Origin of the sequence: Corynebacterium sp. CCM 9203, assembly GCF_041357675.1 — a bacterium.
Classification (GTDB): Bacteria; Actinomycetota; Actinomycetes; order Mycobacteriales; family Mycobacteriaceae; genus Corynebacterium.
Window position 1 is genome coordinate 120,760 of record NZ_JAUERY010000005.1, and the last position, 24,138, is coordinate 144,897.

Below are 24,138 nucleotides of genomic sequence, written 5' to 3' on the forward strand. Positions count from 1 at the left end.
AGACCCTGTGGCTGACACCACTGGAACAGAACCGAAGAAGACCCGCCGGACCGCGAAGCGGACGACGAAGAAGACCACACCAGAACCGTCGGACAGTAGTTCCGTGGCCTCCGGTGAGGCACCGGCCACGGACCGCGAGGTTCCGGCGAAGAGGCGCGCAGCCAGGAAAACCTCCCCGAAGAAGACTGATTCTGTGGCAGCTAAGGTGGACACAGAGAATGAAACCGGTGTGAAGAAGCGCACGAAGAAGGTGACTCGCCGCCGGACCACTCCGGAGACGGCACCGGTCGAGGAGATCGCCGCCGCCGCTGAGGTTCCCGCAGACGCCACGGCCCGGCTCGCCGCTGAGTTCGACAGATCGAAGCTCGGGCCCAAGACCCGCGTCCATGCACTGGCCAAACTTCTCGCCACCACGTCGAAGGATCTCATCCTCACCCTGGACAAGATGGGACTCGTCAAGGTCGCCCAGTCCTCTCTGAGTACGGAAGAAGCCAATCGACTGCTCGATGTCCTCGCCGTCCCCGCCGATGACGCCCCTGAACCACCCAACGGGGAACCTGTGGAGAAGATCCGCGCCCGGGTGGAAAAGAACGTCGCCAATGAGATCCACCAGATCGAGGCGAAGGTCGAACGCGAGCTCGCGGATACTGGGCACGAGACCGACACCGACCAGGACGCCTCCGGCGAAGGCACAGTCATCGACATCGAGGAAGCCGTTCGCGAGGAACAGGACGCTGAACTTCTTGAGGATGTCATCCCCGCAGTCACCCCGGCCCCGGAGACCCCGGCGTTCATTGCACCGGTGTTTCTGCCGCCGACTCCGACGGATGCAGAGGATGAGGGCGAGGTTGAAGCGGATGCCACCGACGATGATTCCGACGGTGCCGGCAAACGGAAGCGTCGCGGCCGCCGCGGAAAGGGCCGTGGCCGCGGAGCCGAAGATGCTGCACCTGAGAACGACCGTCGTCACGCGGATAAGCAGGAGGCTGAGGACACCCTCGACGCTCCCGCGGATCTCCCTGATGAGCCCGTCGCGCTGAAGGGCTCCACCCGCTTGGAAGCACAGCGGCGCCGTCGTACCGAGCTCCGTGAGGAGGGACGGAAGAAACGCCACGTGGTCTCCGAGGCTGAGTTCCTCGCCCGCCGTGAGTCCGTCGAACGAACCATGGTTGTCCGGGAGAAAGCGCGGAGCGATCATCCCGGATCAGTCACCCAGGTCGGGGTCCTCGAGGATGGTCTTCTCGTCGAGCATTTCGTCACCTCCGAGACGCAATCCTCGATGGTCGGAAACATATACCTCGGTCGCGTCCAGAACGTCCTGCCCTCCATGGAAGCCGCGTTTATCGACATCGGTAAGGGCCGCAACGGTGTGCTGTACGCCGGTGAAGTGGACTGGAAGTCCGCAGGCCTCGGGGGGCGTTCCCGCCGCATTGAGCACGCCCTGCACTCCGGTGACCAGGTACTTGTACAGATCACCAAGGACCCCGTCGGCCACAAAGGGGCGCGACTCACCACGCAGATTTCGCTCGCGGGCCGGTTCCTGGTCTACGTACCAGGCGGCCGTAGCGCCGGTATCTCACGGAAACTCCCAGAAACCGAACGTAAGCGTCTCAAGGCGATCCTGAAGGAGGTCGTTCCCTCCAGCGGCGGCGCGATCATCCGCACCGCTGCCGAAGGAGTCCACGAGAAGGAGATCGCGGCGGACGTCAACCGTCTGCACTCCCTCTGGGAGGACATTCAGGAGAAGGTCAAACAGGAGAAGAAGACCAAGGGATCGAAGCCGGTTACGCTCTACGAGGAGCCGGACATGTTGGTCAAGGTCGTCCGCGACCTGTTCAACGAGGACTTCGACACACTGGTCGTTGAGGGAAACAAGTCCTGGAACACCGTCAACGCCTACATCCGTTCCGTCGCACCGGACCTCGAGGAGCGGATGGAACGCTACGATTCCTCCGCGAACGGTGGCGTCGACGTGTTCGAGCACTACCGCATCGACGAGCAGCTACAGAAGGCGCTGAGCCGTAAGGTGTGGCTGCCGTCCGGAGGTTCCCTGGTCATCGACCGTACTGAGGCGATGACCGTCATCGACGTCAACACCGGTAAATTCACCGGCTCGGGAGGAAACCTCGAAGAGACCGTCACCAAGAACAATCTGGAGGCGGCTGAGGAAATTGTCCGTCAGATGCGCCTGCGCGACATCGGGGGAATGATCGTCGTCGACTTCATCGACATGGTTCTCCCCGAGAACCGGGACCTTGTGCTGCGTCGTCTCACTGAGGCCCTCGGACGGGATCGTACGCGGCACCAGGTCAGCGAGGTCACCTCGCTCGGACTCGTCCAGATGACCCGCAAGAAGCTTGGAACAGGCCTCCTGGAGACTTTCTCCACCGAGTGTGAGACCTGTGACGGTCGCGGTATCGTCGTGCACTCCGACCCCGTGGAGCACACGGAAGAGCTCCCCCGTGCCCGTCGTGGCGGCAGGGGCACCGGCGCTGATGAGAGCAGCAGACACCCCGATACCGGGCAACCCGCCGCTGAGAAGACGGACGAGGCTACGGAACAAGCTGCCGCCCACGATGCGGAGAGTGTCTCCATCGAGGCACTTGCCGATGCAGTCGTCGCTCCCGTTGAAGACGCAAAGGACACCGACGACCGGGTGCCGCGCCGTGGTCGCCGCTCGGGTGCCTCCCGCCGTGGCCGGGGAAACAACCGTGGCGTCACCGTGGTGGTCGAAGAGACGGTTGACACGCCGGAAGACGCTGCCGCTGGCCGCGCCGAGTCGGCAGGGGCAGATGCGCCCACTGAAACACACGAGGAGCCGGAACCGCAGGACCGTGGTCGTCGTGGCCGCCGTGGGCGCCGTCGCACGACCCGCAGCCCCCGTACCGGTGTGGACAACGGGATGGACACACACCAGATCGCAGACGACTCGCGTGGAGTGCCCGCCGCAGTACAACCCGACGAGCGGGAGAAGACCAACAGTGTCGAATCCATCGCGGCCGCAGCCGTGGCGCTTGCCGGTGCCGAAGATCCCGACGAGCCCTCGGGAGCGGATTACCTGCCCGCCGACGGCTACCGTGAGGCTCTCGATGCCTTCGAGAAGTCGCCGCGCAGGAAGCGCCGGACCCGTGGTAACTCGGTCTCCGATTTCCCGCCGAAACGGTCCGATTACGTCTCCGGCCCGCTGGCGGACGAGGACATCGAGGAGATCACACGCGAAGAAACACACTCGAAGAATGTGGGGCAGCACCCCGCGGATGCGGGTGAGCTGGGCCGATCCGCTGCCGAAGAACGCGATCAGTCCGCCTCGGCGGCACGTCGGGGACGTCGTCGCCTGGCGAAGAGCCTCCGGGCACGGCAGCAGGAGGATGCCACCACCAGCGCCGCCACGGATGAGACAGAAGCTGGCACCGTGTCCCCGGAGAACACAGCCTCGCGTTCCACGGAGAGAACCCCGGCGTCCGGAGCGGGTGCTTCGGTCGCACGCCGTGGCCGCCGCCGGGTCGTCAAACGCTTGACTAGACAGGAGATCGCGGACGCCGCCGAGGACGCCGCGCGCTCCACATCGGAGGAGGCCCCGTCAACGGATGGGCGTTCCCCCGACACCGGTTCCGCAGGCGGTGGAGTTCGGGTGGAGAAGCTCCGTCGTGGGCGACGCCGTATCGTCCGGCGGATCAGCACTCCCGCATCCGTGGAGAATGAACCGGGTATGCGACACGGGGAAAGAGACGACACCGGATCCGAGGTATCGGAGGTTCCCGTCAGTGACGCGGATGCAGGTGCGCGCCCGCAGCGAGGTCAGCGTGGTCGGCGGCGTGTCGTCCGTAAAATCCCCGGAAAGCGGTAGGTGGTTTGTCTTTTGGTTACCGTAAGCGGTAGTCTTTGACAGTCGCTGTTCCAGACCGTATCGGCGTGCACTATCCACCGCTCGCATGGCCCGGTTCTTCACGGGTCGTGATGTCTGGAACGCAAGTGTTCAACACAGTCCATTGAAAGTGCTGCTGCTTCACCGGTGGCGCACTCAATCCGAGTTTTCAGAAAAAGGGGTAGCCCTCCTATGTATGCGATCGTCAAGACCGGCGGCAAGCAGTACAAGGTTGCCGAAGGTGACCTCGTCAAGGTCGAGAAGATCGAGGGTGAGCCGGGTTCGTCCGTGGCTCTCACCCCGGTTCTGCTCGTCGACGGCGCCGACGTCACCACCGCCGCTGACCAGCTTGCCAAGGTGAGCGTCAATGCAGAGATCGTCGAGCACACCAAGGGCCCGAAGATCAACATTCTCAAGTACAAGAACAAGACCGGATACAAGAAGCGTCAGGGCCATCGTCAGCCGCTGACCGTCATCAAGGTCACCGGCATCAAGTAAGCCCGCCGGCTTTCATCGATCTTTTCCTTTGAAGGAGGGAGACAGACAATGGCACATAAGAAGGGTGCTTCCAGCTCCAGCAACGGTCGCGATTCTGAGTCAAAGCGTCTCGGCGTCAAGCGTTTCGGTGGCCAGCAGGTCAAGGCCGGCGAGATCCTGATCCGTCAGCGCGGCACCTCGTTCCACCCCGGTGAGAACGTCGGCCGCGGCGGAGATGACACACTGTTCGCTCTGAAGGCGGGCTCCGTGCAGTTCTCCACCAAGCGCAACCGCCGCATGATCAACATCGTTGAGAACGTCCCGGCAGCGGTCTAGTACCCCCGGTCGGCTTCTCGACGAAGTGCCTGAACGGCGCCGACTTCCCTGATCGGGGAGGTGGGCGCCGTTTTCGCGTGTTCCCGACGGCCTCCACGCTCAAACCCCCACCGGGTGAGACGCCGATCCGTCGGAGTCCGCTCAGCGACACGGTGACCGCGGGGTCGCCGTCGCGTGCGGTGGACACCCCGTCCGGGTCAGGCGATCTCCCGGAACCAGTCGGACAGATGGTGGGTACCGGTGCACTGTCCGACCGCATCCCCCGTCATGGCCTCGGTGAAGAACCGGGCCAGGTTTCCGTGACGTTCGCTGATGCGGGACGCGGTCCATACCGCGCCGTCGAGTACCCGCCGGGGTATGCGCAGGGTCCGCGGTGTGGTCCCGGCCGCCGCGGCGGCGAGTCGGGTGATCTCCACGGCCGTCAGAACATCCGGGCCGCCCACCTCGACCCGGTTACGGTCCCGCCTCGTCTGATCCGCGGAAAGATCCACGCAGAATGCCGCTAGGTCCGCGCCGTGAATCGGATTCAGCCGGATCCCCGGGTCCGGGGGAAGGAACACCACGCCCTTCCGGGCGAGCATCATGTAGGACGCCATGTCCGAGAAGTATCCGGAAGGGTTGACGATCTGACCGTCGACGTGTGAGGACTCCAACGCTGCGGCGAACGCGGTCTTGGAACGCGCCACCAGCGACGTACCGTGCTCCATGCCGATCGCGCCGACATAGAGCATCGACTCCACCCCGCTGCGCTCCGCCTCACGTAGAACCGCGAGGTTAGCCAAGAAATCGACGTCCCACGGGCTCGCCTTCTGGTGGGTCACCCCGAGCGCGGAGAACACCCTCGCCGAACCATCGAGGAGGCCCGCCACCCGGCCCGGGACGGTGACGTCCGCGGGCACCAGTTCCGTGCGCGGCCCGTTCAGTGCCGGGGCCCCGTGCGGGCCCGGCCGGCGCGCCGTTACGGGATCGCGGACGATGGCGCGGACCGGGTGTCCACGTCCGTCGAGCTCCGCGACGATGTGACGGCCCAGATACCCTGTCGCACCCACGACGGTGACCGGCTGATCAGACATGGCACACTCCCGCAATCGAATCTGCTGTACCGACCCTGATCCTACGCCCGGGCCTCGGCCACGGGACCGAATCCGGTGTGGAACCGCCACGATCCACCGGGTGATCTCCACGCCCGACGGCCGACGGGACCACCGCCGGGGTCGGGTCTCCCGGGAATCTCCGGACGGGCCACTTCGCCAACCGCGGTGGACGGCACACCGTGGGGGCGGGGGACCCGGAGTACCGTGACCGCTCGGGAGTATGCCCTGAGTCGCATGTTCGGTAGGTTGGAGGGAGCATTTTTCTTCAACAAGAAAGCATTTCAACGCAATGAGCAACCGTTTCGTGGACCGCGTGGTCCTGCATCTGTCCGCCGGCGACGGCGGGAACGGCTGCGCCTCCGTTCACCGTGAGAAGTTCAAGCCCCTCGGCGGCCCCGATGGCGGCAACGGTGGGCACGGCGGTGACATCATCCTCGAGGTGACCCCCCAGGTGCACACCCTCCTCGATTTCCATTTCCGTCCGCACATCAAGGCGTCCCGTGGTGGCAACGGCGCGGGTGATCATCGCAATGGCGCCCGCGGTGAGGACCTCGTCCTCGAGGTGCCCGCAGGCACCGTCGTGTTGAACGAGAAGGGCGAGGTCATGGCTGACCTCACCGCGAACGGGATGCGCTACATTGCGGCCCAGGGCGGGCAGGGCGGCCTCGGTAATGCCGCATTGGCATCCCGCGCGCGCAAGGCCCCCGGCTTCGCACTGAAGGGGGAGCCCGGCGAGGAGCATGACGTCATCCTGGAACTGAAGTCGATGGCCGACGTCGGTCTCGTCGGGTTCCCGTCCGCGGGTAAATCCTCACTGGTCAGCGTACTCAGTGCCGCGAAGCCGAAGATCGCGGATTATCCCTTCACTACGTTGCGCCCGAACCTGGGTGTGGTGAACGTCGGGAACGGCACCTTCACCATCGCCGACGTACCGGGATTGATCCCGGGGGCGTCGACAGGCAAAGGGCTTGGCCTGGACTTCCTCCGGCACATCGAACGGACGGCGGTGCTTGCGCACGTCGTGGATGCAGCGACCCTCGAACCGGGTCGAGACCCGGCGAGCGATATCGAGGCCCTCGAAGGGGAACTGGCGGCCTACGAGTCCGCGTTGGACAGGGATACCGGCCTCGGTGATCTGAAAGACCGGCCCCGCATCATCATCCTCAATAAAGCTGACATTCCGGAGGCGGAGGAACTCGCTGAGTTCGTTCGCGCCGACCTGGAGGAACAATTCGGCTGGCCGGTGTTCATCATCTCCGCCGTGGCGCAGAAGGGCCTCGACCCCCTGAAGTACAAGCTGATGGAGATGGTGGAGACCCACCGCAGGGAGAATCCGATCGCCGAATCGGATGCGCGGACCATCGTGCGTCCGAAGCCCGTCGACGCGAAGGGCAAGACTCGGGACTTCGTCATCGAGTCTGATCCGGCGGAGGAGGGCGCGTTCCTCGTTCGCGGTGAGAAGCCCGAACGCTGGATCCGGCAGACCGATTTCGAGAACGACGAGGCGGTCGGCTTCCTCGGGGACAGGCTGGCGAAGCTCGGCGTCGAGGATGCGCTGTTCAAGGCCGGAGCCAAAGCGGGCTGCACCGTGACCATCGGTGAACTGTCCTTCGAGTGGGAGCCGATGACCGCCGCTGGTGTGGACCTGACCCCGACCGGCCGCGGTACGGACGGCCGACTCGAGCAGACCGGCCGCGTGTCCGCCGCGGAACGCAAGCGCGCGTCCCAGGTGCGTCGTGGTCTCATCGACGAGTTCGATTTCGGTGACGGCGAAGAAGCCGACAGGGAGCGTTGGCAGGGCTGATCCACTGCTTGTCGACGCCCGTCTCTCCCGGAAGTTACTTTCGGCGGGGCGGGCGTCCGTTGTATCCGGGTGCTGGTTCTAGACTGTCCACATGACGAGGACTCCCGTTTCCCCGACCCGATCCGATGCTGAGACCGCACTGCGGGCGCGGATCACCGCCGCCCGCCGCGTCGTGGTCAAGATCGGTTCATCATCTCTGACCGGTGCAGACAATCGGGTGGATCCGGCTGCCATCGACCGTATCGTCGATGCGGTGCAGACACGGCAGGGCGCGGGAACCCACGTGATCATCGTGTCCTCCGGTGCGGTGGCATCCGGGATGGGACCGTTGAATCTCACTGAACGTCCCACCGACCTCGCGGCGAAGCAGGCTGTCGCGGCTGTTGGGCAGGTGTATCTCGCCCACGAGTGGGGCAGATCCTTCGCCCGCTACGGGCGCCCGACCGCGCAGGTACTGCTCACCGCTTCGGACGCAGGGCGGCGGGACCGGACGCGGAATGCACAGCGCACACTGGACAAGCTGCGCCAGCTCGGGGTGACACCCATCGTGAATGAGAATGACACCGTGGCCCACTCCGAGATGCGCTTCGGGGACAATGACCGGCTGGCTGCAATCGTCGCGCACCTCGCCGGTGCGGAGGCACTCTACCTGCTGTCCGACGTGGACGGCCTGTATGACCGCAACCCGGTCGACCCGGAGGCCCGTTTCATCGGTGAGGTCCGGGACGGAAACGATCTGCGGGATGTCGTCGCGGGTGACGGCGGCCGAGTGGGGACCGGGGGAATGGCGTCGAAGGTATCGGCCGCACGTCTCGCGTCCCGGTGCGGTGTCCCCGTGTTGCTGACCTCCGCGGTGCAGATCGGTGCAGCCCTGGACTCCGGGCACGTGGGGACGGTGTTCCACCCGAAGACGACACGGATCTCGGCGTGGAAGTTTTGGGCGCTCTACGCCGCGGACAGTGCCGGTACTCTGCGCATCGACGCGGGTGCTGTGCGCGCGGTGACTGCGGGGGGTAACTCCCTCCTGGCGGTCGGCATCACGAGCATCGACGGAGAGTTCCACTCAGGTGACATTGTGGACATCGTCGGCCCTGACGGCGAGATCATTGGTCGAGGTGAAGTCGCCTATGATGCCCACACCCTCGCCCCGATGCTGGGGAAACAGACCTCTGAACTTCCGGAGGGGATGCATCGCCCCGTGGTGCACGCCGACTACCTGTCGGACTACGCGTCGAGGGCGTGAACCGGTGTCGGGCCACCACACACAGGGACTGGTTCCTCACATGCTCCCCACCACCCGGGGAGTTGGCGATCAATCCCGATCGGGTGGCGTTGCCGACGGGAAAACGGAAACGCGCACCTGCTGCCCGGGTGGACGGCTAGGTTGGAGCGACAACAGATGATTCAATGCCGCGCCGGGTGCGTTCGAGCGCGGGAAAGGAACGGCCAGATGAAGTACGTCATGCAGACCCGGGAGTGGGACAGCATCGTGGATGCGCTGTCCGGACGTGGGCACGAGCGGGTGGAGAAACTGGAGGACGCTGATTTCCTGGTCTTCAACGGTGCCCCCGATGAGTTCCCTGAGTCTCTTCCGGACAACATCCGTTTCGTCCAATTGTGTCTGGCCGGGATTGACGCGTTTTTCGAAGCCGGGTACATCGATGCTTCCCGACGGTGGGCGAATGCCTCCGGGGTGTACGGTCGCCCGGTGGCGGAGTCTGCGGTGGCGTTGCTGCTTTCCGCGCTGCACATGCATGTGCACGTGGCCCGTGAGCGTTCTTTCGACACTGCGCCTGCGGTGCACGAGGGGACTGGTTGGTTGTTCGGCTCGACCGTCGCCGTGATCGGCGCGGGTGGGATCGGCCGTGACCTGATCCCCATGCTCGCTGGGTTTGGTTGCGAGGTCATCGCGGTGAACAATTCCGGTCGCCCGGTTGAGGGCGCTGTCGAGACCGTCACCGCGCAGCACACCGAGGATGTGTTGCGTCGGGCGGATCACGTGATTCTGGCTGCACCGTTGACGGAGGACACCCGCGGGATGATCAACACCCGGACACTTGGCCTGATGAAGGACACGGCGGTGCTGGTCAACGTGGGTCGTGGCCCGTTGGTGGTCACCGATGACCTGGTGGAGGCGTTGCGGCGGGGACAGATCCGGGCGGCAGGGTTGGATGTCACGGATCCGGAGCCGCTGCCCGACGATCATCCGCTGTGGGGTCTGGACAATGTGGTGATCACCCCGCACACGGCGAACACCTTCGAGAGCATGCAGCGCCTGATGCCGGACGCTGTGTTGGCGAATCTGGACGCACTGGAAACTGGGGAACGGATGCGGACTGAGGTGGACCCGAAACAGGGGTACTGATCTGCCCCGGGTTCCGGTTCACCCGGCGGCTGGTGCGCGGTGTCTGGTGATGATCTCGGGGTGGCCTTTTCGGGCCACCGCCAGTTCCAGGCGGGTCACGGGTGATCCCAGTTGGTCGCCGATGAGGTGTGCGTAGAGCGCCAGTTGCCGGAAGTACTCATCGGCGGTGGTGGCGCTGAGCCCGGCGTCGGTCTTGTAGTCGAGGATCACCCAGCCGTCGTCGTCACGGTAGAGCAGGTCGATGATGCCGTCGACCGTGATGCCTCCCACGCGCCCGGCAACCGGTAACTCTCTGTGGTGCTCCCCGGCGAGCGCGCGCTGGATCAGCGGTGAGGAGAGAAAACTCTCCGCCGCCGCGCGAACGGAGGCGGCTTGTTGTCGGGGAAGTCCGGTGAGGCGTGCGGCAGCGGCGGCGAGTTCGCGGGTTTCTCCGGGGTCGGTGATACGTTCCATGACCCGGTGCACCGCTGTCCCGAATGCGGTCCCGTGGTCCTTCGACACGGGTACCCCGGCGAGCCGGAACCCGGTGGTGGCCGGATAGTCATCAGGGAGATCGGTGAAAGCGGGGTCGCCGTGTGCGAGCCTGGTTACGGCTGCCCTGCCGGGGCGGCTCGTTGCGGCCGACACGGCAGCGTTCACCTCCTGCGTACTCCGTACGAGGTCGTCCGGAGTCTGGGTGGAGGTGCCTCCCGTTGTGGGGGCGGGAGCGATGTCCGCGAGGTGGGGGAACGTCACTTTCCCGGGGTCAAGGAGATTGTGAAGGAGATATCCGGAACAGTTCGAGTACGCTCTCCCGGCCTTCGTCAGCTTCGGCTCCATGGGGATGACGAGCACTGATTCGGCGCGGGTTGCCGCGACGTAGAGCAGGCGGATCCACTCGGACTCTGATGCGGTCTTCTCATTCTGCGACCAGGTCTTCCAGTCAGCGGTACGGAGTTCGGGGCAGGTGGCACTCAATCGCATCGCCACTCTTCCTGATTCATCCCGGTTCAATCCGATCTCGGGGGTGTGGTTGCGTTTCTGTCCGCTGAGCCCGGCGAGGATCACCATCGGGAATTCGCGGCCCTTCGCGCCGTGCACGGTGAGCACCCGGACAGCGTCGACGTCCCCGGTGTCGTCGATGACGGGTTCCGCTAACCGGGAACTGGTGACGGCCTGGGTATCGGCCCATTCGAGATAGCTGCGGAGATCACCGCCAACCTCCCGGCTGTAGTCGTGGGCGTTGTCCCGGACAGTCCGAATCCTGTGGAGAGCCGGTGTCGGGTCGGGGTGGACGGCGGCGGCTACGGCGTCCATGTTCAGCGCATCGATGGTCGCGGCGACGGCCCGTCCGACGGGGACCCCGGTGGTTGCGGTGGCGAGGGCACCAAGTAGGGCGAGGCCTGCGGACACCTGTGATGAGGTGGTTGGATTGTCCCCGTCGTCGGTGCGGTGGTGAGGGAAGAACCGGTTCCCGTCGTCCCGCCACCGGACGAGATCATCGTCGGAGCAGCCGATGAGACTGGTGCGCAGTGCCGCTGCGACGGTGAACTCATCCGCCGGGTCGGAGATAGCCCGCAGCACCGTGTGCAGGTCGACGATTTCGGTTCCCTGGTAGATGAGGGAGGAGTTTTCACTGATGTGGGGGATCCCCGCATCCCGGAGCGCGGACATTGTCGCGCGGGCGGCCTTGTGCGTCACAGCCAGTACCGCGATGTCGCGCAGTCGGAGGGGAGTCGGTTCGGGCTGTCCGCTGCCCCTCGGGTGGTGAAGCCACTGGCCGGCGAGTGCGGCACGGATGGCGGCGACGATGTCCGTGTTCTCCGCTTCCTCGGGGTTCAGTTCGTCGGCGTTGTCGCGGTTGTTGTTCATCACGACGACGCCACAGTTCCCGGTGGGGGCGTCGGGGCGCGGGGTCAGTGTCGCGAAGGGGACGGTGGGCCGGGTGTCATCGTGGGTGCCACTGTCCGCGAACAGCGTGGCGAAGACGTCGTTGACCCAGTTGATGACAGGTGCGGTGGAACGGAAGTTGGTGGTGAGTTCGACGAGTTCCGGCTGCCCGGGGGCTCCCGTCGGTCGGGACGCCAGGTATGAGTCAATGTCTGCGCGCCGGAAACGGTAGATCGACTGTTTCGGGTCACCGACTGTGAACAGACGTCCGGGGTGTGGCTCGTCACCGTTACCGGCGATTGCCGTGATGATTCGGAGTTGCGCGGGGTCGGTGTCCTGGAACTCGTCGATCAACAGATGGGTGAAACGCCGGTGGAGTTCGTCCCGGACAGATTCGCGGGTTTCTGCAGCGATGTCCTGGACGTTTACCGGTGGCGGGGTGAGCAGACGGTCGGCGACGTAGATCAGGTCGTGGTAATCGAGGGTGCCACTGTTGATCCGACGTTGCGCCGCGGCGAGGACGTGGCACGCCATGACGTGTCGCAGAACGTTCACGTGGAAGGCGGGTTCTGCATTGTATCTGGCTGCCCAATCGTCGCCGATGGCCTGGAATCGGTCCTTGGCGTCATCGATGGGGATGTCCCAGTCGGCCTTCCGTCCGCCACGCCCGCAGGAGAATGACGGTGGTTTCAGTGACTCGGGGGCAGGGTGGGCGTGGGCGAGAAGTTCCTCCGCGTTGTTGATACAGGAAGCCACGGTGAGGGCGAACTTGTCTTCGGTGTTCGTACAGTTCCGGAGGAGTTCGCGGAGACGCCGGATGTAGTCGTCGACGTCATGTGCGGTGATCGGTTCCGGTCGGACGAGGGGAGCAGCGATGGTCGGACCGAGGTCTCCCCAGTGCTCGTCCATCCACCGGATGCGGTCCCGCACCGTGTTCAACCAGTCCCCGTGCGTCGAGAGCGCAGTGAGGCTCTCGGCGAATTGTTCCTCCCGTACGCGGCAGTTCGGCAACCCCGTGAGGTCCGGTGCGGCCCCGGTGATCGTGTCGTCGCAGATGGTGAGAAATTCGGCGGCGAGATCATCGGAGGCGAGCAGACTGGTGAAGTCGGATGCGACCTTGATGATTGGTGGAACCCCTGCCTCGAGTGGGTGCAGGGTGATGATGCGCAGGCAGAATGCGTGCAGTGTCTCGATGGCCGCGGCCGGGAGTTGTTCGAGCGCGGCCTGGGCGTTGCGGCGGGCGGTATCGGTGTCGGTAAAGGAGCGGACCGCGATACCTGAATCGTGTACGCCTGTTTCGGCGATGGCCTCAAGCGCGGAGCGGAGGCGCTCGGCAAGTTCACCGGCGGCTTTCTCCGTGAAGGTGATTGCCGCGATGTTATTGACGGGGACGCCTTCTTCGACGATGAGGGTGATGAGGCGCTGGACGAGGAGGTGGGTCTTCCCCGATCCAGCGCCGGCCTCGACGAAGAGGTTGATGCCGGTTGCGGTGGTGATCGTCCGACGTGCTGCGTCGTCGTGAAGCGTGGGTGTGGTCATCGGGTCACTGCTTCCTCGGGGCTGCGGTGGTGGGCGTGCTCGTGTGCGGGCCGGAATGATCCCGGGGGTGGTCGTCGGTGGTGATTTGGAGCGGGTTGAACCCGCGCAGCGCCAGTGCCGCTGCCGCCCGGTCGTAGTTTGTGGCGCCGAGCCGGAGGTAGTTCGGACGGGGGATGTTTCCGGTGTTTCCGTTTCTGCTCTGGGGCGGGAACACTCCGGTGCTGATCAGGGGGTGGAGTGCCAGGAGAGTCGACTCCAGATGCCTCAGTACGGTGTTGTCTATGGTGATTGCTGATGTGCGCGGCGAGTCTTGCGGCGTGTGGTCGGTAAAGAACAGATACCGGGATTCGATGTTTGGTGGATCGATGTCGGGGAGCCCCACGAGTGGTGCACCTGTGGTGGGGTGGCTCGGTACCTTCAGGCCGGGGAAGAGCGGGGCAGCCGCATCGAGTGCTGCACGTACGGCCGCACCGTAGAGGGCGAGCTGTAGTCGGAGGATCTTTTCGCCGGTGGGATACTCCTGATTGATCTTCCCGGAGTAGATCTGCTTTCCCGACTTGTAATCGGTGATGCGGAGAACCCGTTGTCCGGGGTGGTAATCCAGGCGATCGATAGAACCGCGGAATTTCAGGGCCGTACCCTCCGACAGACTTATTTCAAGGGGATGAACGACGTTCTGCCCGTCATGGTTGACGCCGCCAAATGCGAGCTCTGCACCGACTGGTACCCATCCTTCAACGGCGTCCCGCCGTTCTTCCTCGAACCAGGCGCCGACTGTGGTGTGCACCTCCGCACGAAACAGACTCCAGCGTGCGCCCGCGCCTGACGCAGGGGCGAGTGCGGTGAGTTGTTCATCGACGATGGCGTCCAGCCGGGACCGGGCCTGTACCCAGTCAATGTCCGCCGAGCAGGTCGGTCGGGGTGTGGCATCCAGCCAGGTTTCCCTGGTCCAGAGCTCGAAGATCCGGTGGTAGACGGTTCCCCGGTCGCGGGGGTCGATGCCGGATTCCGGGGGATTGTCCTCGAGAATTCGGCAACCAAGGATCCGTTCGATGAGGAACGTCAGTGGGGACTCTGGGTAGCTCTCCAGCGTCGTTGCGGACAGTTCCCGCTGGAACAGGTCTGTGGTGAAGTCCGGAATCCAACCGTTGTATTCACTGAAAGGCTCCCCCGCTGCGGCACCGGTTTCCCTGGCCCCGATGATGTCTGCGGCCCGCCGGATCGTCGGATCAGGTTCTCCACCGGCAAGTATCTGCGCCAACAAGAGTTCCTGATGGTCGGCTGGGACTGAGGACTCCGCTCCTGAAAGAGCCGCGATAAGTCCGCCGGAGACCATTTCCGGGGTGGATGTGATGAGACGGGAGCGGCCGACCCCACCGGAGCCGTCGCAGTGGCTCCGGGGGTAGCTGACGATGGCGTGTCCGGGTGCCGTGGCGCATGCCCGGCGAAAGACTTCGATTCGCGTGTCCTGGATGCCGTCTGGCGTCTGCCCACGCTGTGCGAAGGTGATGGCGCTGGATTCGTTGACGGAACCGGGAAGTGCCTTCTCCGTGGCACCGAGGATGATGACCGCATCGAGGATCCGTCCCGGTAAATCGTCGACCCCACCGATGGAGATCGCGGTGGCTGGTGCATCGGCAGGTTTGGGTTCATCGAAGAACGTCCGGAAGAGTTCGGTCGCGAGATCGATCCGGAACCGGGGAAGCTGCGCCCCCATGCCGGACAATCCGTCGACGGCCCTGGTGATCGTGGCGAGCGCGGCTGCCCGGTCCGGATTGTTGCCGGGGCGTAGCTGGGTGGACACGAGGACACGGAGAGCGCTGGTGAACTGATCCCAGGTCGTAGCGTTCCACAGTGCAGTGAGATTGTCGCGGAGGGCGAGCACCCACTGCCTCATCCGGTCAGTATCCGGGTGCCCGACTGTCCCACCGGAACAGGTGTCCGAAGTTCTCGGTTCCTCCCAATGGGCGAGGACATCGAAACGCTCCGCGCGCCGGGTGACCCGGTCGAAGGTGTCCCGGTGGACAGCTTCTCCGTCGATCGGGTGTCGGATTGTGCCGGTGCCGAGAATCGCGGCCAGTTCGCGGCGCGGCAGTACCTGCGGATCGAGCGCCAGAATGCGGAGGAGAGCGCGTACCTCGGGGGAATCCGACCACCGCAGGTCCGAGAACCCGGTGAATGGAACAGCGGCTCTGGTCAGGGCGTCGGAGAGTCGGTGCCCGTAGTCCGGGCTGCACCACCCGCAGGCAATCCGGTGCGGCGGTGTTCCCTCCGCCACGAGTTTCCTGATGTGGCGCACTGCCCGCATCACTTCATCGTTCTCGTCGCTGCAGGACCACACCACAGGTTCCGGGCGTTCCTCGGTGAGGCCCTGCCCGATGGTATCGATTCGGATCGCGTCCAGTTCATCCAGGAACCACCGTTGGGTGGGGTCCGCGGGAACGACGTTGACGATGATGATCGCAGTTCCGTCGGGCGGCGGTGTGAGGGCGTGCTGACACGCATCGTGCCAGGTAAAACAGTCGGGATTCAGCGCCCGGACGTGGTGTGCGATGTCGAGGCATGCACCGGGTAGGAGCCGACCGTCCGTTTGGTCCCGGAGATGTTCGGGGAGGGAGAGCAGCTCAGTGACGATAGCGACCAATGCGTTTCTCGTCGCCGGTTGGTCCGCGGTGCCGTACCTGGTGAATTCCGTTTCCGTGTCAGTGAGCAACCGCATGACCGAGCCGGTGATTCGGGAACGGTCGAGGAGGACGCGGCCGGCACCACTCTCCGTCAACTCCGCCGATCTACCGAGGATGTACCCGACGCACGAGGTGACGGTGACTCCGAGGAGAGTACCGGTGGACGTGAGTTCCTCCAGGATGTCGCCACGGGCGGTCGGTCCGCAGAGGATTGTGACCGGCCGGAGCCGATCAGTGCGGCGGATCTCGGCGATGGCTGCGGTCAGTTGGGCTGCGACGGTGCCTGTACTCATTCGGGGATCCTTGTCGTCGCACCACCGGGATTTGTACGGAGGTGAAGTGGTGGGTATTGCTCGTTACCGGACAGCTTAATTGGGGGTGGGACACCACCCACTTTCCATATCGAACATATGTTCTATGAGTGTTGGGCGTTCGCCTGATCCGGCGGGGAAGGGGAGATGGTTCGTGCCTCCGGCCTGTGGTGAAGCGCCGCACAGTTGGTTCTGCGCTGCTAAGATTCGGCGGCATGAACCCCGCGAAGAATACCGACACGCTCATCTCCACCCGGGCCAGGGAACGCGAGGAGGTGCTGGCGAAGGCCCGCGCGGCGAAAGCCGCGGCGCGGATGATCGCCCAGGCCACGACGGACATCAAGAATGCCGTGCTTTTGGCCGCAGCCGATTCACTGGTCTCCCGCTCCGAAGAGATTCTGGAGGCGAATGCGCACGACATTGCGGTCGGGCGTGACGCCGGTATGAACGATTCCCTGATCGACCGGTTAGCCCTGGACGAGGACCGGATCGCCGGGATCGCGGGTGGCCTGCGTCAGGTCGCCGCCCTTCCCGACCCAGTGGGGGACGTCACAGGCGGGAAGACCCTGCCGAACGGTATCCGCATGCGTCAGGTTCGGGTACCACTCGGGGTGATGGGCATGGTTTACGAGGCCCGGCCCAACGTCACCGTGGACGCCTTCGGTCTAGCCCTGAAATCCGGCAACGTCGCACTTCTGCGCGGGTCGCGTTCCGCCCGTAACTCGAATACCGCGCTTGTCGCAGTGCTGCAGGACGTTCTCGCGCAGGAGGGGTTGCCACGTGAGGCCGTCCAGCTCCTGCCGTGTGAGACCCACGACAGTGTGCAGGATCTCATAACGGCCCGTGGTCTGGTCGATCTCGTGATCCCGCGCGGTGGGGCTGGGCTGATTGAGGCCGTTGTCACCGGTGCCACCGTGCCCGCGATCGAGACCGGGACCGGTAACTGCCACGTCTACATCGACGGTACGGTGGACCTCGATCAGGCCATCGCCATCGTCATCAACGGCAAGACCCGCCGTCCGAGTGTCTGCAACGCCACGGAGACGGTGCTTCTCGACGTGGCGTTGGCCGACGCCGACAAGCTGCGTGTCGTACAGGCGTTGCAGGAGGCCGGTGTCCGGATCCACGGTGACGTTGACGCGCTGGCGGCGTTCGGTGTCACGGATGTTGAGCCTGCGACCGACGCAGACTGGTCTGACGAGTACCTGTCGATGGACATTGCCGTCGGTGTGGTTGACGGTGTCGACGGTGCTGTTGAGCACATTTCCCGGTGGTCATCGGGGCACACGGACGCGATCGTCACCACCGACATCAGGGCAGCGGACCGGTTCGTCGCGGGGGTCGACTCCGCAGCGGTGATGGTGAACGCCTCGACCGCGTTCACCGACGGGGAACAGTACGGGTTCGGTGCTGAGATCGGCATCTCCACCCAGAAGTTGCACGCCCGCGGGCCGATGGCGTTGCCCGAACTCACCACCACGAAGTGGGTGCTCACAGGCGACGGGCAGACCCGCCCCTGACCGAGTGACGGCTCCGTGGAGCAGTCACCCGGGTAGAATCACCGACCATGAACACCTCCGCAGAGTTGGCCGGTATGCACGAGGATGCCGGTGGGCGAGTCCCCGGGGTCCGGCGAATCGGGATCATGGGCGGGACGTTCGACCCTATCCACAATGGGCACCTCGTCGCTGGCAGTGAGGTTGCGGACCTGCACGATCTGGATCTCGTGGTGTTCGTGCCCACGGGGCAGCCGTGGCAGAAATCAGGTCGTAACGTGAGTCCAGCGGAAGATCGTTATCTGATGACGGTGATCGCGACGGCCTCCAATCCCCGGTTCACGGTCTCCCGTGTCGACATTGATCGAGGGGGCGCGACCTACACCGTGGACACGCTCCGAGATTTGCGGCGTCAGTTCCCCGCTGCGGAACTGTTCTTCATTACCGGTGCTGATGCGTTGGCGAAGATCGTTACGTGGCGGGACTGGGAGGAGATGTTCGTCCTCGCGGAGTTCATCGGGGTGACCCGGCCAGGATATGAACTCGATGATGACATTCTCCCTGAGGTGCACCGCCGTCGGCTGTCGTTGTTGGAGATTCCCGCCATGTCGATATCTTCGACGGATTGCCGTCAGCGGGCCGCCGAAGGTCGACCTCTCTGGTACCTTGTGCCGGATGGTGTGGTGCAGTACATCGCGAAACGTCAGCTCTACCGGCCAGGTGGCGCAGATGCCGAACATGATCCGATGCCCTGACACCACCGGGATGGATGTGTTCAGGGTGGGGTAGGGTGACGAATTTGCCCGGGTGTCCGCGTTGAAATGTGCCGTAACACGCAAACCGTGGGACACTTGGGTCTGAGAGTGTGCGCTCGGGTGGTACGGCTGCGAAAGTGCAACGTATTCCAGCCGGGCATGCACACGCGAAGTAGAAGACCCTCACGGAAGAGAACCTGTGCCTGCAACCACCACCTCCATCAAACTCGCCACCGTTGCCGCACACGCGGCGGCAGAGAAGCTCGCTGAAGAGATCGCCGTCATCGACGTCTCTGGTCAGCTCATCATCACGGATTGTTTCGTCATCGCGTCCGCCGCCACTGACCGCCAGGTCGGAGCCATTGTCGACGAGGTGGAGGAGAAGCTCCGCGAGGTCGGTGCCAAGCCGATCCGTCGTGAAGGTGTACGCGAGGGTAGGTGGGCGCTTCTCGACTATGGTGAGATCGTCGTCCACGTTCAGCGCACCGAGGAGCGCGAGTTCTACGGTCTGGATCGTCTGTGGCGTGATTGCCCCTTCATCGAGATCGAGGGTATCGAGACCCCGGAGCGCCCCGAAACCTGGTCGAACGACGTCGATGTCCGTGCCGTCGGTTCCATCGATGAGATCCCGCTCGCGTCCGAGGAACCCGACGCGAACGAGCTGTGACCCGCAGACTCATCCTGCTCCGCCACGGTCAGACCGACTACAACGCGACCGGCCGGATGCAGGGGCACTACGACTCCACACTCTCCGATATCGGGCGTGCGCAGGCACGTGCGGTCGTCGAGCCACTCCGTTCTTTCGGCATAACCCGGGTTCTCTCTTCTGACCTGACCCGAGCCCACGACACGGCGACGCCGTTCGCCGAGGCCCTCGGGCTCACGGTGGAGAAGGACCGCCGTCTCCGGGAGACGGATCTGGGTGAATGGCAGGAGAAGACGAACATCGAGGTGGATGCCGCGCATCCCGGTGCCCGGGCTATCTGGCGTCGGGACGTGAACTGGGCACCGCCGGGCGGGGAAACTCATCTTGAGGTTGGTGCCCGGGCGCGGGAGGTCGTCGATGAGCTGATGCGCACGTACGACGACTGGGATTCGGGCGCTGTGCTCCTCGTCGCCCATGGTGGCACCCTGAAAGCGTTGACAGCGTCGTTGCTGAACATTGCACCGGAGCAGTTGCCGCTGTTGAACGGGCCGAACAACTGCCACTGGGCGAAGCTTACCGCCCGGCCGCCGTTCTATCCCGGGAGCCGCGATGCTCTCGGTGATGCGGATCAGATCATGCCCGAGGCGATCTTCACCCCGGACAACGTCACCCGTGCGCGTTGGTATCTCGATGTCTGGAATGCCGGAGTCACCTACAGCGCGCACTGATCGCTTTCGGGTCCTGCCCTCACCGGTGCTACGTTTAGGTGAACTAAATCCGGAACCGTCACCGTGAGGAGTTCTCACCCCTATGCCCGTACGTGTCGTCACTGATTCGGCGGCCTGTCTGCCTGATGTGGTCGTCGATGACCTGGACATCACGGTGATTGACCTGCACATGATGCGTAACGGCAAAGATAGTTCCACCTCTGGGTTGTCCGCACTTGAACTTGTGGCGGTCTATGCCCGGCAACTTGAGCGTGGCGGGGACGGGGGTGTTCTGGCCCTGCATCTGTCAAAGGAGCTGTCCTCGACCTGGTCCAATGCGGTTACTGCAGCCGCCGTCTTCGATGATGATCTGGTGCGTGTGGTCGACACGTCATCCATGGGGATGGGGGTGGGGGCTGCTGTCATGGCGGCCGCCCGACTGGCCCTGGACGGGGCGGATCTGGAGACCTGCTACGCTGCCGCGGTCGATGTCCTGGACCGCGGTGACATGTGGTTGTACGTGCATCGGATGGATGAACTCCGCAGGTCAGGAAGGTTGTCGACCGCGACGCAATTGATCTCGACCATGCCGACGGGGCTGGCTAATCGCCCGATCCTGCATCTGAAGGACGGGCGTCTGGAAATCCTCGCGAAGACCCGAACCCAGTCTAAGGGGATGACGAAGCTCGTGGAACTCTCGTGTCACGGTGTCGGTGACACACCGGTGTTTGCGGCGATACAGCAACACGAGGCGAGGGAAGCGTCCAGGGCACTGGCGCAGATGCTCACCGAGCGGTTGCCCGAGGGCTCCACACTGATGATCGTCGACATGGATCCGGTGCTCGCCGTGCATTCGGGGCCGGGTGCGGTCGCACTGTCCATGGTCTATTCTGCGGACGCCGCGGAGCTCGCCGATGGGATTTCCACAGGCGACTAGCTGGCCCGATTCAATTGGTGCACAGGTTGATTTCCATTCCCGGGCAGCGTTGATCAGCCGGGATCTACCGTGTCGGCATGGCTCAACGGATCAGCGACAGACTTGCGGAACTCTCCCGTCCGACCGGAGAGGAGGAGCTTCTCGACGTCGCTTTTCCGACACCCAGGCTGCACGTCACCCTCCGGCAGGGAGTGCTCGCGCTCGTCGGCATCATGTTTCTCATCGGAGGGTGGCTGATGCTCCGGGGACCTGTTCCCACCGACACCGGTGCGCAAGTGAGCCCGGTGGTTGTGGATACCGGTGAGACTCTTTCGCCGGAACCGGAACCGGAACCGTCGATCGTGGTTTCTGTGGTCGGAGCCGTGGAACACCCGGGGCTCCATGAGTTGCCGGGGGACAGTCGCGCCGCTGATGCCCTCGTGGCGGCTGGGGTACTCCCGGATGCTGATACAAGGCACATCAACCTGGCTGGGCGGCTCGTCGACGGGATGCAGTTGATCGTGCCCGACCCCGGTACCGCACTTCCGCTGGAAGTGTCCGGAGCCGCCACCGGGCCGGTGTCGCTGAACTCCGCCAGCGCGGAACAACTCGAGGCACTGCCCGGGATTGGACCGGCGACGAGTGCGGCGATCATCTCGTACCGGACTGACAACGGGGGATTCACCACGATCGAGGATCTCACGGCTGTACCTGGGATTGGACCGGCGAAGCTCACCCGACTCGAGGGACTGGTCACCCTGTGACAGAGCTCCGACTCCTGCCTGCGGCGGCTGTCGTCTGGATTGCGGTCGCCGTCGTTCTCGTCAGTAGGTCTTGGTCTACGGGGGTAGCAGTGGTTGTAGTTGCCGGTTTGATCGCGGTGGGATTCCGGGCTCCCGGGCAGTGTCTCCTGATACTCGGAGCAGGGGGCGCGGCAGTGGTCACCTCCCGGTGCCGTGTGGCGGCAGCGGATCGTCACCACCTGAATTCGCTGGAACACGTCACCGTGGAAGGCAGGACCGTGACCGGACCCGTCCGGGTGGGTGATGACGGTTGGCTTCTCCGCCTGCACGTGCCCGGTCATCCTGCGGAGATACCCGTATTCGTCCGCGGTGGAGAGGAGATTCCGAAATCTGCGGGGACCCTGATCCGGGTGACCGCGGACACGGGGGCTGCGGACCGGCCGGGCGTCGGTACGCTTCTGCTCAATGCGCACTCCGTGACGGTACTGCACGGGCCTTCGGGACCAGCTCGCGCCGCGGCGCACGTGCGCGACTCCTTCGCAGACACCGCCGCCCGGTATCTTGACCCGGAATCTGCCGGACTCGTCCGCGGGATGGTACTCGGGGACATCACGGGACAGGGGGACAGTCAACGGCAGATGTTCCTCGACACCGGCCTGTCGCATCTGTCCGCGGTGAGCGGATCGAACGTCGCCATCGTCACCACCACCGTCGTCATCCTCACCCGGCTGTTGGGCGTGGGCCCTCGTGTCCAGGTCGCCGGAGCGGGATGTGCGCTCGCGGCCTTCGTGGGGCTCGTCGGCACGGAACCGAGTGTGCTGCGCGCCGCAGCAACCGGGATCGTCGGTCTCGTGGCCGTGCTCGCCGCAACTAGGGCGGAACCGGCGCACGCACTCTGCCTCTCCACCATTGTCCTGCTGCTGTGGCGCAGTGACCTCGCGGTGTCCTACGGGTTTGCGCTGTCCGTGGCGGCGACCGCAGGAATCATCGCTCTGCACCCACTCCTGCACCGGCCCCTCGCCGCCACCGGTTGGCCCGCGATCATCGTCCGGGCGCTGTCCGTGGCGATCGCCGCCGACATTGTGACGATGCCGATCATCGCGATCATGGCGGGTCGGGTTTCGCTGGTCTCCGTGGCAGCGAACGTATTCGCTGCGGCGGCGGTACCACCGATCACCGTCCTCGGACTCGTTGCGGCGCTTCTTGCCGCGTTTCCCGGCCCCGGACCTCAGCTTGCGGGCGCATGCCTCTGGATGCTCACACCATTGCTCCGGTGGATCGACGGAGTCGCCAGGGTATTCGCGGGACTTCCGCACGCCACTGTTCCGGTCGCCGCTGGATGGCTCGGCGTGGCGTGGGTGATCCTCGGTTGCTGCTGGACCGTTTGGGCGATCTATGCGGGGCAGGTCCGGGTGCTGGTTCTCGGAGCTGTGCTGCTCACCCTGATTAGTGTGGTGTTCACTCCGCACCGCTCGGAACATCCGGTGGTGACCAGTGGACCGTCCGTGGGGATGTGGCACGATGGAGCGCGTGAAACCGTCACCCCCCGCCCCCGTGCACCTGATCCTCGGTGAGGAGGAATTCCTCGCCGAGCGCGCCCGCATCGCGGTCACCACCGCCGTCCGGGAATCCCTCCCGGACGGCACCGAGCTACCTGTGACCACCATGCGGGCCGGGGATGTCAACGCCAATGAACTCGCGGAACTTCTCAGCCCCTCCCTGTTCGGCGAGGATCGGGTTCTCATCCTCACCGGCACACAGGACGCGGGAAAGGATGCGGCGGACCTCATCCTGTCCGCGGCGGGCAGCCCCGCGCCTGGGATTTACCTCATCATCCTGCACACCGGGGCCGGTCGGACCAAGGCGATGGTGTCGAAACTGTCCAAACTGGCGGAGGTCCACCGGGCGGACAAGATCAAGCCCAGCGAACGCCCGACCTTCGTCAACCAGGAGTTCCGCAACCACGGCGTGCGGGTCACCTCCGACGTCGTCCGTGCCCTGTTGGAGGGGGTGGGGTCGGATCTGCGGGAACTCGCTAGCGCCGTGAGCCAACTCGTCGCCGACACCGGGGGAGAGGTCACCGAAGCGAAGGTCCGTGACTATTACGTGGGAGTGGCCGAGGTCTCAGGGTTCGACATCGCGGATCTAGCCTGTTCCGGGCAGATGCAGCGTGCTGTCGCTTCCACTCGCCGTGCTCTCCAGCTTGGATTGTCACCGGTGATGCTCGCCGCTGCGCTGTCCACCACCGTCGGTTCCATTGCCCGCCTGTACTCCACCCGAGGCCGGATTGATGCCAATGGTCTGTCCCGGGTCGTGGGGATGCCGCCGTGGAAGGTGGAGAAGACCGCCCGTCTCGCCCGAACGTGGAACGGTGAGGCTGTCTCGGAGGCCGTGATCATCGTGGCGGACCTCGATGCGGCGGTGAAGGGGCAGGCCGCTGATGATGGTTACGCCATCGAGCACGCGGTACGGAGGATAGCTGAGCTGGCGGGGTGAGTCCGAGTGCCCCCACCGCTTCTTCGGCTGGAATG

At 64.7% G+C, this 24,138-nt stretch carries 17 protein-coding genes; 14 read left to right on the forward strand and 3 right to left on the reverse strand.

All coding sequences use genetic code 11. From position 1 onward, the window contains the following. The first annotated feature begins 250 nt into the window (after positions 1-250). The 3 genes from QWU44_RS10760 (at position 251) to rpmA (ending at position 4,678) form a co-directional block, all read left to right on the forward strand. Positions 251-3,847 carry a translation initiation factor IF-2 N-terminal domain-containing protein gene (locus QWU44_RS10760; protein WP_370915734.1) on the forward strand — a complete coding sequence of 1,199 codons (3,597 nt, stop codon included), beginning with the start codon at positions 251-253 and terminating at the stop codon, positions 3,845-3,847. A gap of 210 nt (positions 3,848-4,057) precedes the next feature. Beyond that, complete coding sequence (gene rplU / locus QWU44_RS10765; protein ID WP_370915678.1) at positions 4,058-4,363, forward strand: 50S ribosomal protein L21; 306 nt, start codon at positions 4,058-4,060, stop codon at positions 4,361-4,363. Positions 4,364-4,411: 48 nt separating this feature from the next. After that, positions 4,412-4,678 carry a 50S ribosomal protein L27 gene (gene rpmA / locus QWU44_RS10770; protein WP_370915679.1) on the forward strand — a complete coding sequence of 89 codons (267 nt, stop codon included), beginning with the start codon at positions 4,412-4,414 and terminating at the stop codon, positions 4,676-4,678. Positions 4,679-4,875: 197 nt separating this feature from the next. Here the strand turns inward: rpmA and QWU44_RS10775 are convergent, their stop codons facing one another. After that, positions 4,876-5,751 carry an SDR family oxidoreductase gene (locus QWU44_RS10775; protein WP_370915680.1) on the reverse strand — a complete coding sequence of 292 codons (876 nt, stop codon included), beginning with the start codon at positions 5,749-5,751 and terminating at the stop codon, positions 4,876-4,878. Positions 5,752-6,061: 310 nt separating this feature from the next. On the opposite strand from QWU44_RS10775, the gene obgE reads away from it, so the two are divergent. The 3 genes from obgE to QWU44_RS10790 all read left to right on the forward strand — a co-directional run bounded on the left by obgE (position 6,062) and on the right by QWU44_RS10790 (position 9,941). Beyond that, complete coding sequence (obgE, locus tag QWU44_RS10780) at positions 6,062-7,576, forward strand: GTPase ObgE (protein WP_370915681.1); 1,515 nt, start codon at positions 6,062-6,064, stop codon at positions 7,574-7,576. A gap of 91 nt (positions 7,577-7,667) precedes the next feature. Then, positions 7,668-8,819: a glutamate 5-kinase gene (proB, locus tag QWU44_RS10785; RefSeq protein ID WP_370915682.1), complete on the forward strand. Its 1,152-nt coding sequence runs from the start codon at positions 7,668-7,670 to the stop codon at positions 8,817-8,819. Positions 8,820-9,026: 207 nt separating this feature from the next. Further along, positions 9,027-9,941: a D-isomer specific 2-hydroxyacid dehydrogenase family protein gene (locus tag QWU44_RS10790; RefSeq protein ID WP_370915683.1), complete on the forward strand. Its 915-nt coding sequence runs from the start codon at positions 9,027-9,029 to the stop codon at positions 9,939-9,941. Positions 9,942-9,959: 18 nt separating this feature from the next. Here the strand turns inward: QWU44_RS10790 and QWU44_RS10795 are convergent, their stop codons facing one another. Both QWU44_RS10795 and QWU44_RS10800 read right to left on the reverse strand, forming a co-directional pair. Beyond that, on the reverse strand, positions 9,960-13,349 hold the full coding sequence (locus tag QWU44_RS10795; protein ID WP_370915684.1) for a UvrD-helicase domain-containing protein: 3,390 nt from the start codon (positions 13,347-13,349) through the stop codon (positions 9,960-9,962). Positions 13,350-13,353: 4 nt separating this feature from the next. Next, positions 13,354-16,326, reverse strand: coding sequence for a PD-(D/E)XK nuclease family protein (locus tag QWU44_RS10800; RefSeq protein WP_370915685.1), 2,973 nt, complete (start codon positions 16,324-16,326; stop codon positions 13,354-13,356). Between the two features lie 143 nt (positions 16,327-16,469). Between QWU44_RS10800 and QWU44_RS10805 the strand changes: the two genes are divergently transcribed. The 8 genes from QWU44_RS10805 to holA all read left to right on the forward strand — a co-directional run bounded on the left by QWU44_RS10805 (position 16,470) and on the right by holA (position 24,103). Continuing rightward, positions 16,470-17,864 carry a glutamate-5-semialdehyde dehydrogenase gene (locus QWU44_RS10805; RefSeq protein ID WP_370915735.1) on the forward strand — a complete coding sequence of 465 codons (1,395 nt, stop codon included), beginning with the start codon at positions 16,470-16,472 and terminating at the stop codon, positions 17,862-17,864. A gap of 74 nt (positions 17,865-17,938) precedes the next feature. Further along, the gene (gene nadD / locus QWU44_RS10810) at positions 17,939-18,595 is read left to right on the forward strand and encodes a nicotinate-nucleotide adenylyltransferase (RefSeq protein WP_370915736.1); all 657 of its coding nucleotides are present in this window, start codon (positions 17,939-17,941) and stop codon (positions 18,593-18,595) included. A gap of 199 nt (positions 18,596-18,794) precedes the next feature. Beyond that, complete coding sequence (rsfS, locus tag QWU44_RS10815) at positions 18,795-19,262, forward strand: ribosome silencing factor (protein WP_370915686.1); 468 nt, start codon at positions 18,795-18,797, stop codon at positions 19,260-19,262. After that, on the forward strand, positions 19,259-19,969 hold the full coding sequence (locus tag QWU44_RS10820) for a histidine phosphatase family protein (RefSeq protein ID WP_370915687.1): 711 nt from the start codon (positions 19,259-19,261) through the stop codon (positions 19,967-19,969). Before rsfS ends, QWU44_RS10820 begins: the two co-directional genes overlap by 4 nt. An 82-nt stretch (positions 19,970-20,051) precedes the next feature. Then, positions 20,052-20,885, forward strand: coding sequence for a DegV family protein (locus QWU44_RS10825; RefSeq protein WP_370915688.1), 834 nt, complete (start codon positions 20,052-20,054; stop codon positions 20,883-20,885). 77 nt (positions 20,886-20,962) lie between these two features. Further along, positions 20,963-21,628 (forward strand): helix-hairpin-helix domain-containing protein, encoded by a 666-nt coding sequence (locus QWU44_RS10830; RefSeq protein WP_370915689.1) that lies wholly within the window; start codon positions 20,963-20,965, stop codon positions 21,626-21,628. After that, positions 21,625-23,181 (forward strand): ComEC/Rec2 family competence protein, encoded by a 1,557-nt coding sequence (locus QWU44_RS10835; RefSeq protein ID WP_370915690.1) that lies wholly within the window; start codon positions 21,625-21,627, stop codon positions 23,179-23,181. The genes QWU44_RS10830 and QWU44_RS10835 overlap by 4 nt, the downstream gene beginning before the upstream one ends. Next, positions 23,129-24,103 carry a DNA polymerase III subunit delta gene (gene holA, locus QWU44_RS10840; RefSeq protein ID WP_370915691.1) on the forward strand — a complete coding sequence of 325 codons (975 nt, stop codon included), beginning with the start codon at positions 23,129-23,131 and terminating at the stop codon, positions 24,101-24,103. Before QWU44_RS10835 ends, holA begins: the two co-directional genes overlap by 53 nt. Positions 24,104-24,138 lie beyond the last annotated feature (35 nt).

Excerpts from the sequence above, each read along its gene's own strand:
- proB (WP_370915682.1), top strand. The coding sequence starts at position 7,668 with ATGACGAGGACTCCCGTTTCCCCGACCCGATCCGATGCTGAGACCGCA.
- QWU44_RS10790 (WP_370915683.1), top strand. The coding sequence starts at position 9,027 with ATGAAGTACGTCATGCAGACCCGGGAGTGGGACAGCATCGTGGATGCG.
- rplU (WP_370915678.1), top strand. The coding sequence starts at position 4,058 with ATGTATGCGATCGTCAAGACCGGCGGCAAGCAGTACAAGGTTGCCGAA.
- QWU44_RS10795 (WP_370915684.1), bottom strand. The coding sequence starts at position 13,349 with ATGACCACACCCACGCTTCACGACGACGCAGCACGTCGGACGATCACC.
- QWU44_RS10830 (WP_370915689.1), top strand. The coding sequence starts at position 20,963 with ATGGCTCAACGGATCAGCGACAGACTTGCGGAACTCTCCCGTCCGACC.
- obgE (WP_370915681.1), top strand. The coding sequence starts at position 6,062 with ATGAGCAACCGTTTCGTGGACCGCGTGGTCCTGCATCTGTCCGCCGGC.
- rpmA (WP_370915679.1), top strand. The coding sequence starts at position 4,412 with ATGGCACATAAGAAGGGTGCTTCCAGCTCCAGCAACGGTCGCGATTCT.
- nadD (WP_370915736.1), top strand. The coding sequence starts at position 17,939 with ATGCACGAGGATGCCGGTGGGCGAGTCCCCGGGGTCCGGCGAATCGGG.
- holA (WP_370915691.1), top strand. The coding sequence starts at position 23,129 with ATGGAGCGCGTGAAACCGTCACCCCCCGCCCCCGTGCACCTGATCCTC.
- QWU44_RS10825 (WP_370915688.1), top strand. The coding sequence starts at position 20,052 with ATGCCCGTACGTGTCGTCACTGATTCGGCGGCCTGTCTGCCTGATGTG.
- QWU44_RS10800 (WP_370915685.1), bottom strand. The coding sequence starts at position 16,326 with ATGAGTACAGGCACCGTCGCAGCCCAACTGACCGCAGCCATCGCCGAG.
- QWU44_RS10775 (WP_370915680.1), bottom strand. The coding sequence starts at position 5,751 with ATGTCTGATCAGCCGGTCACCGTCGTGGGTGCGACAGGGTATCTGGGC.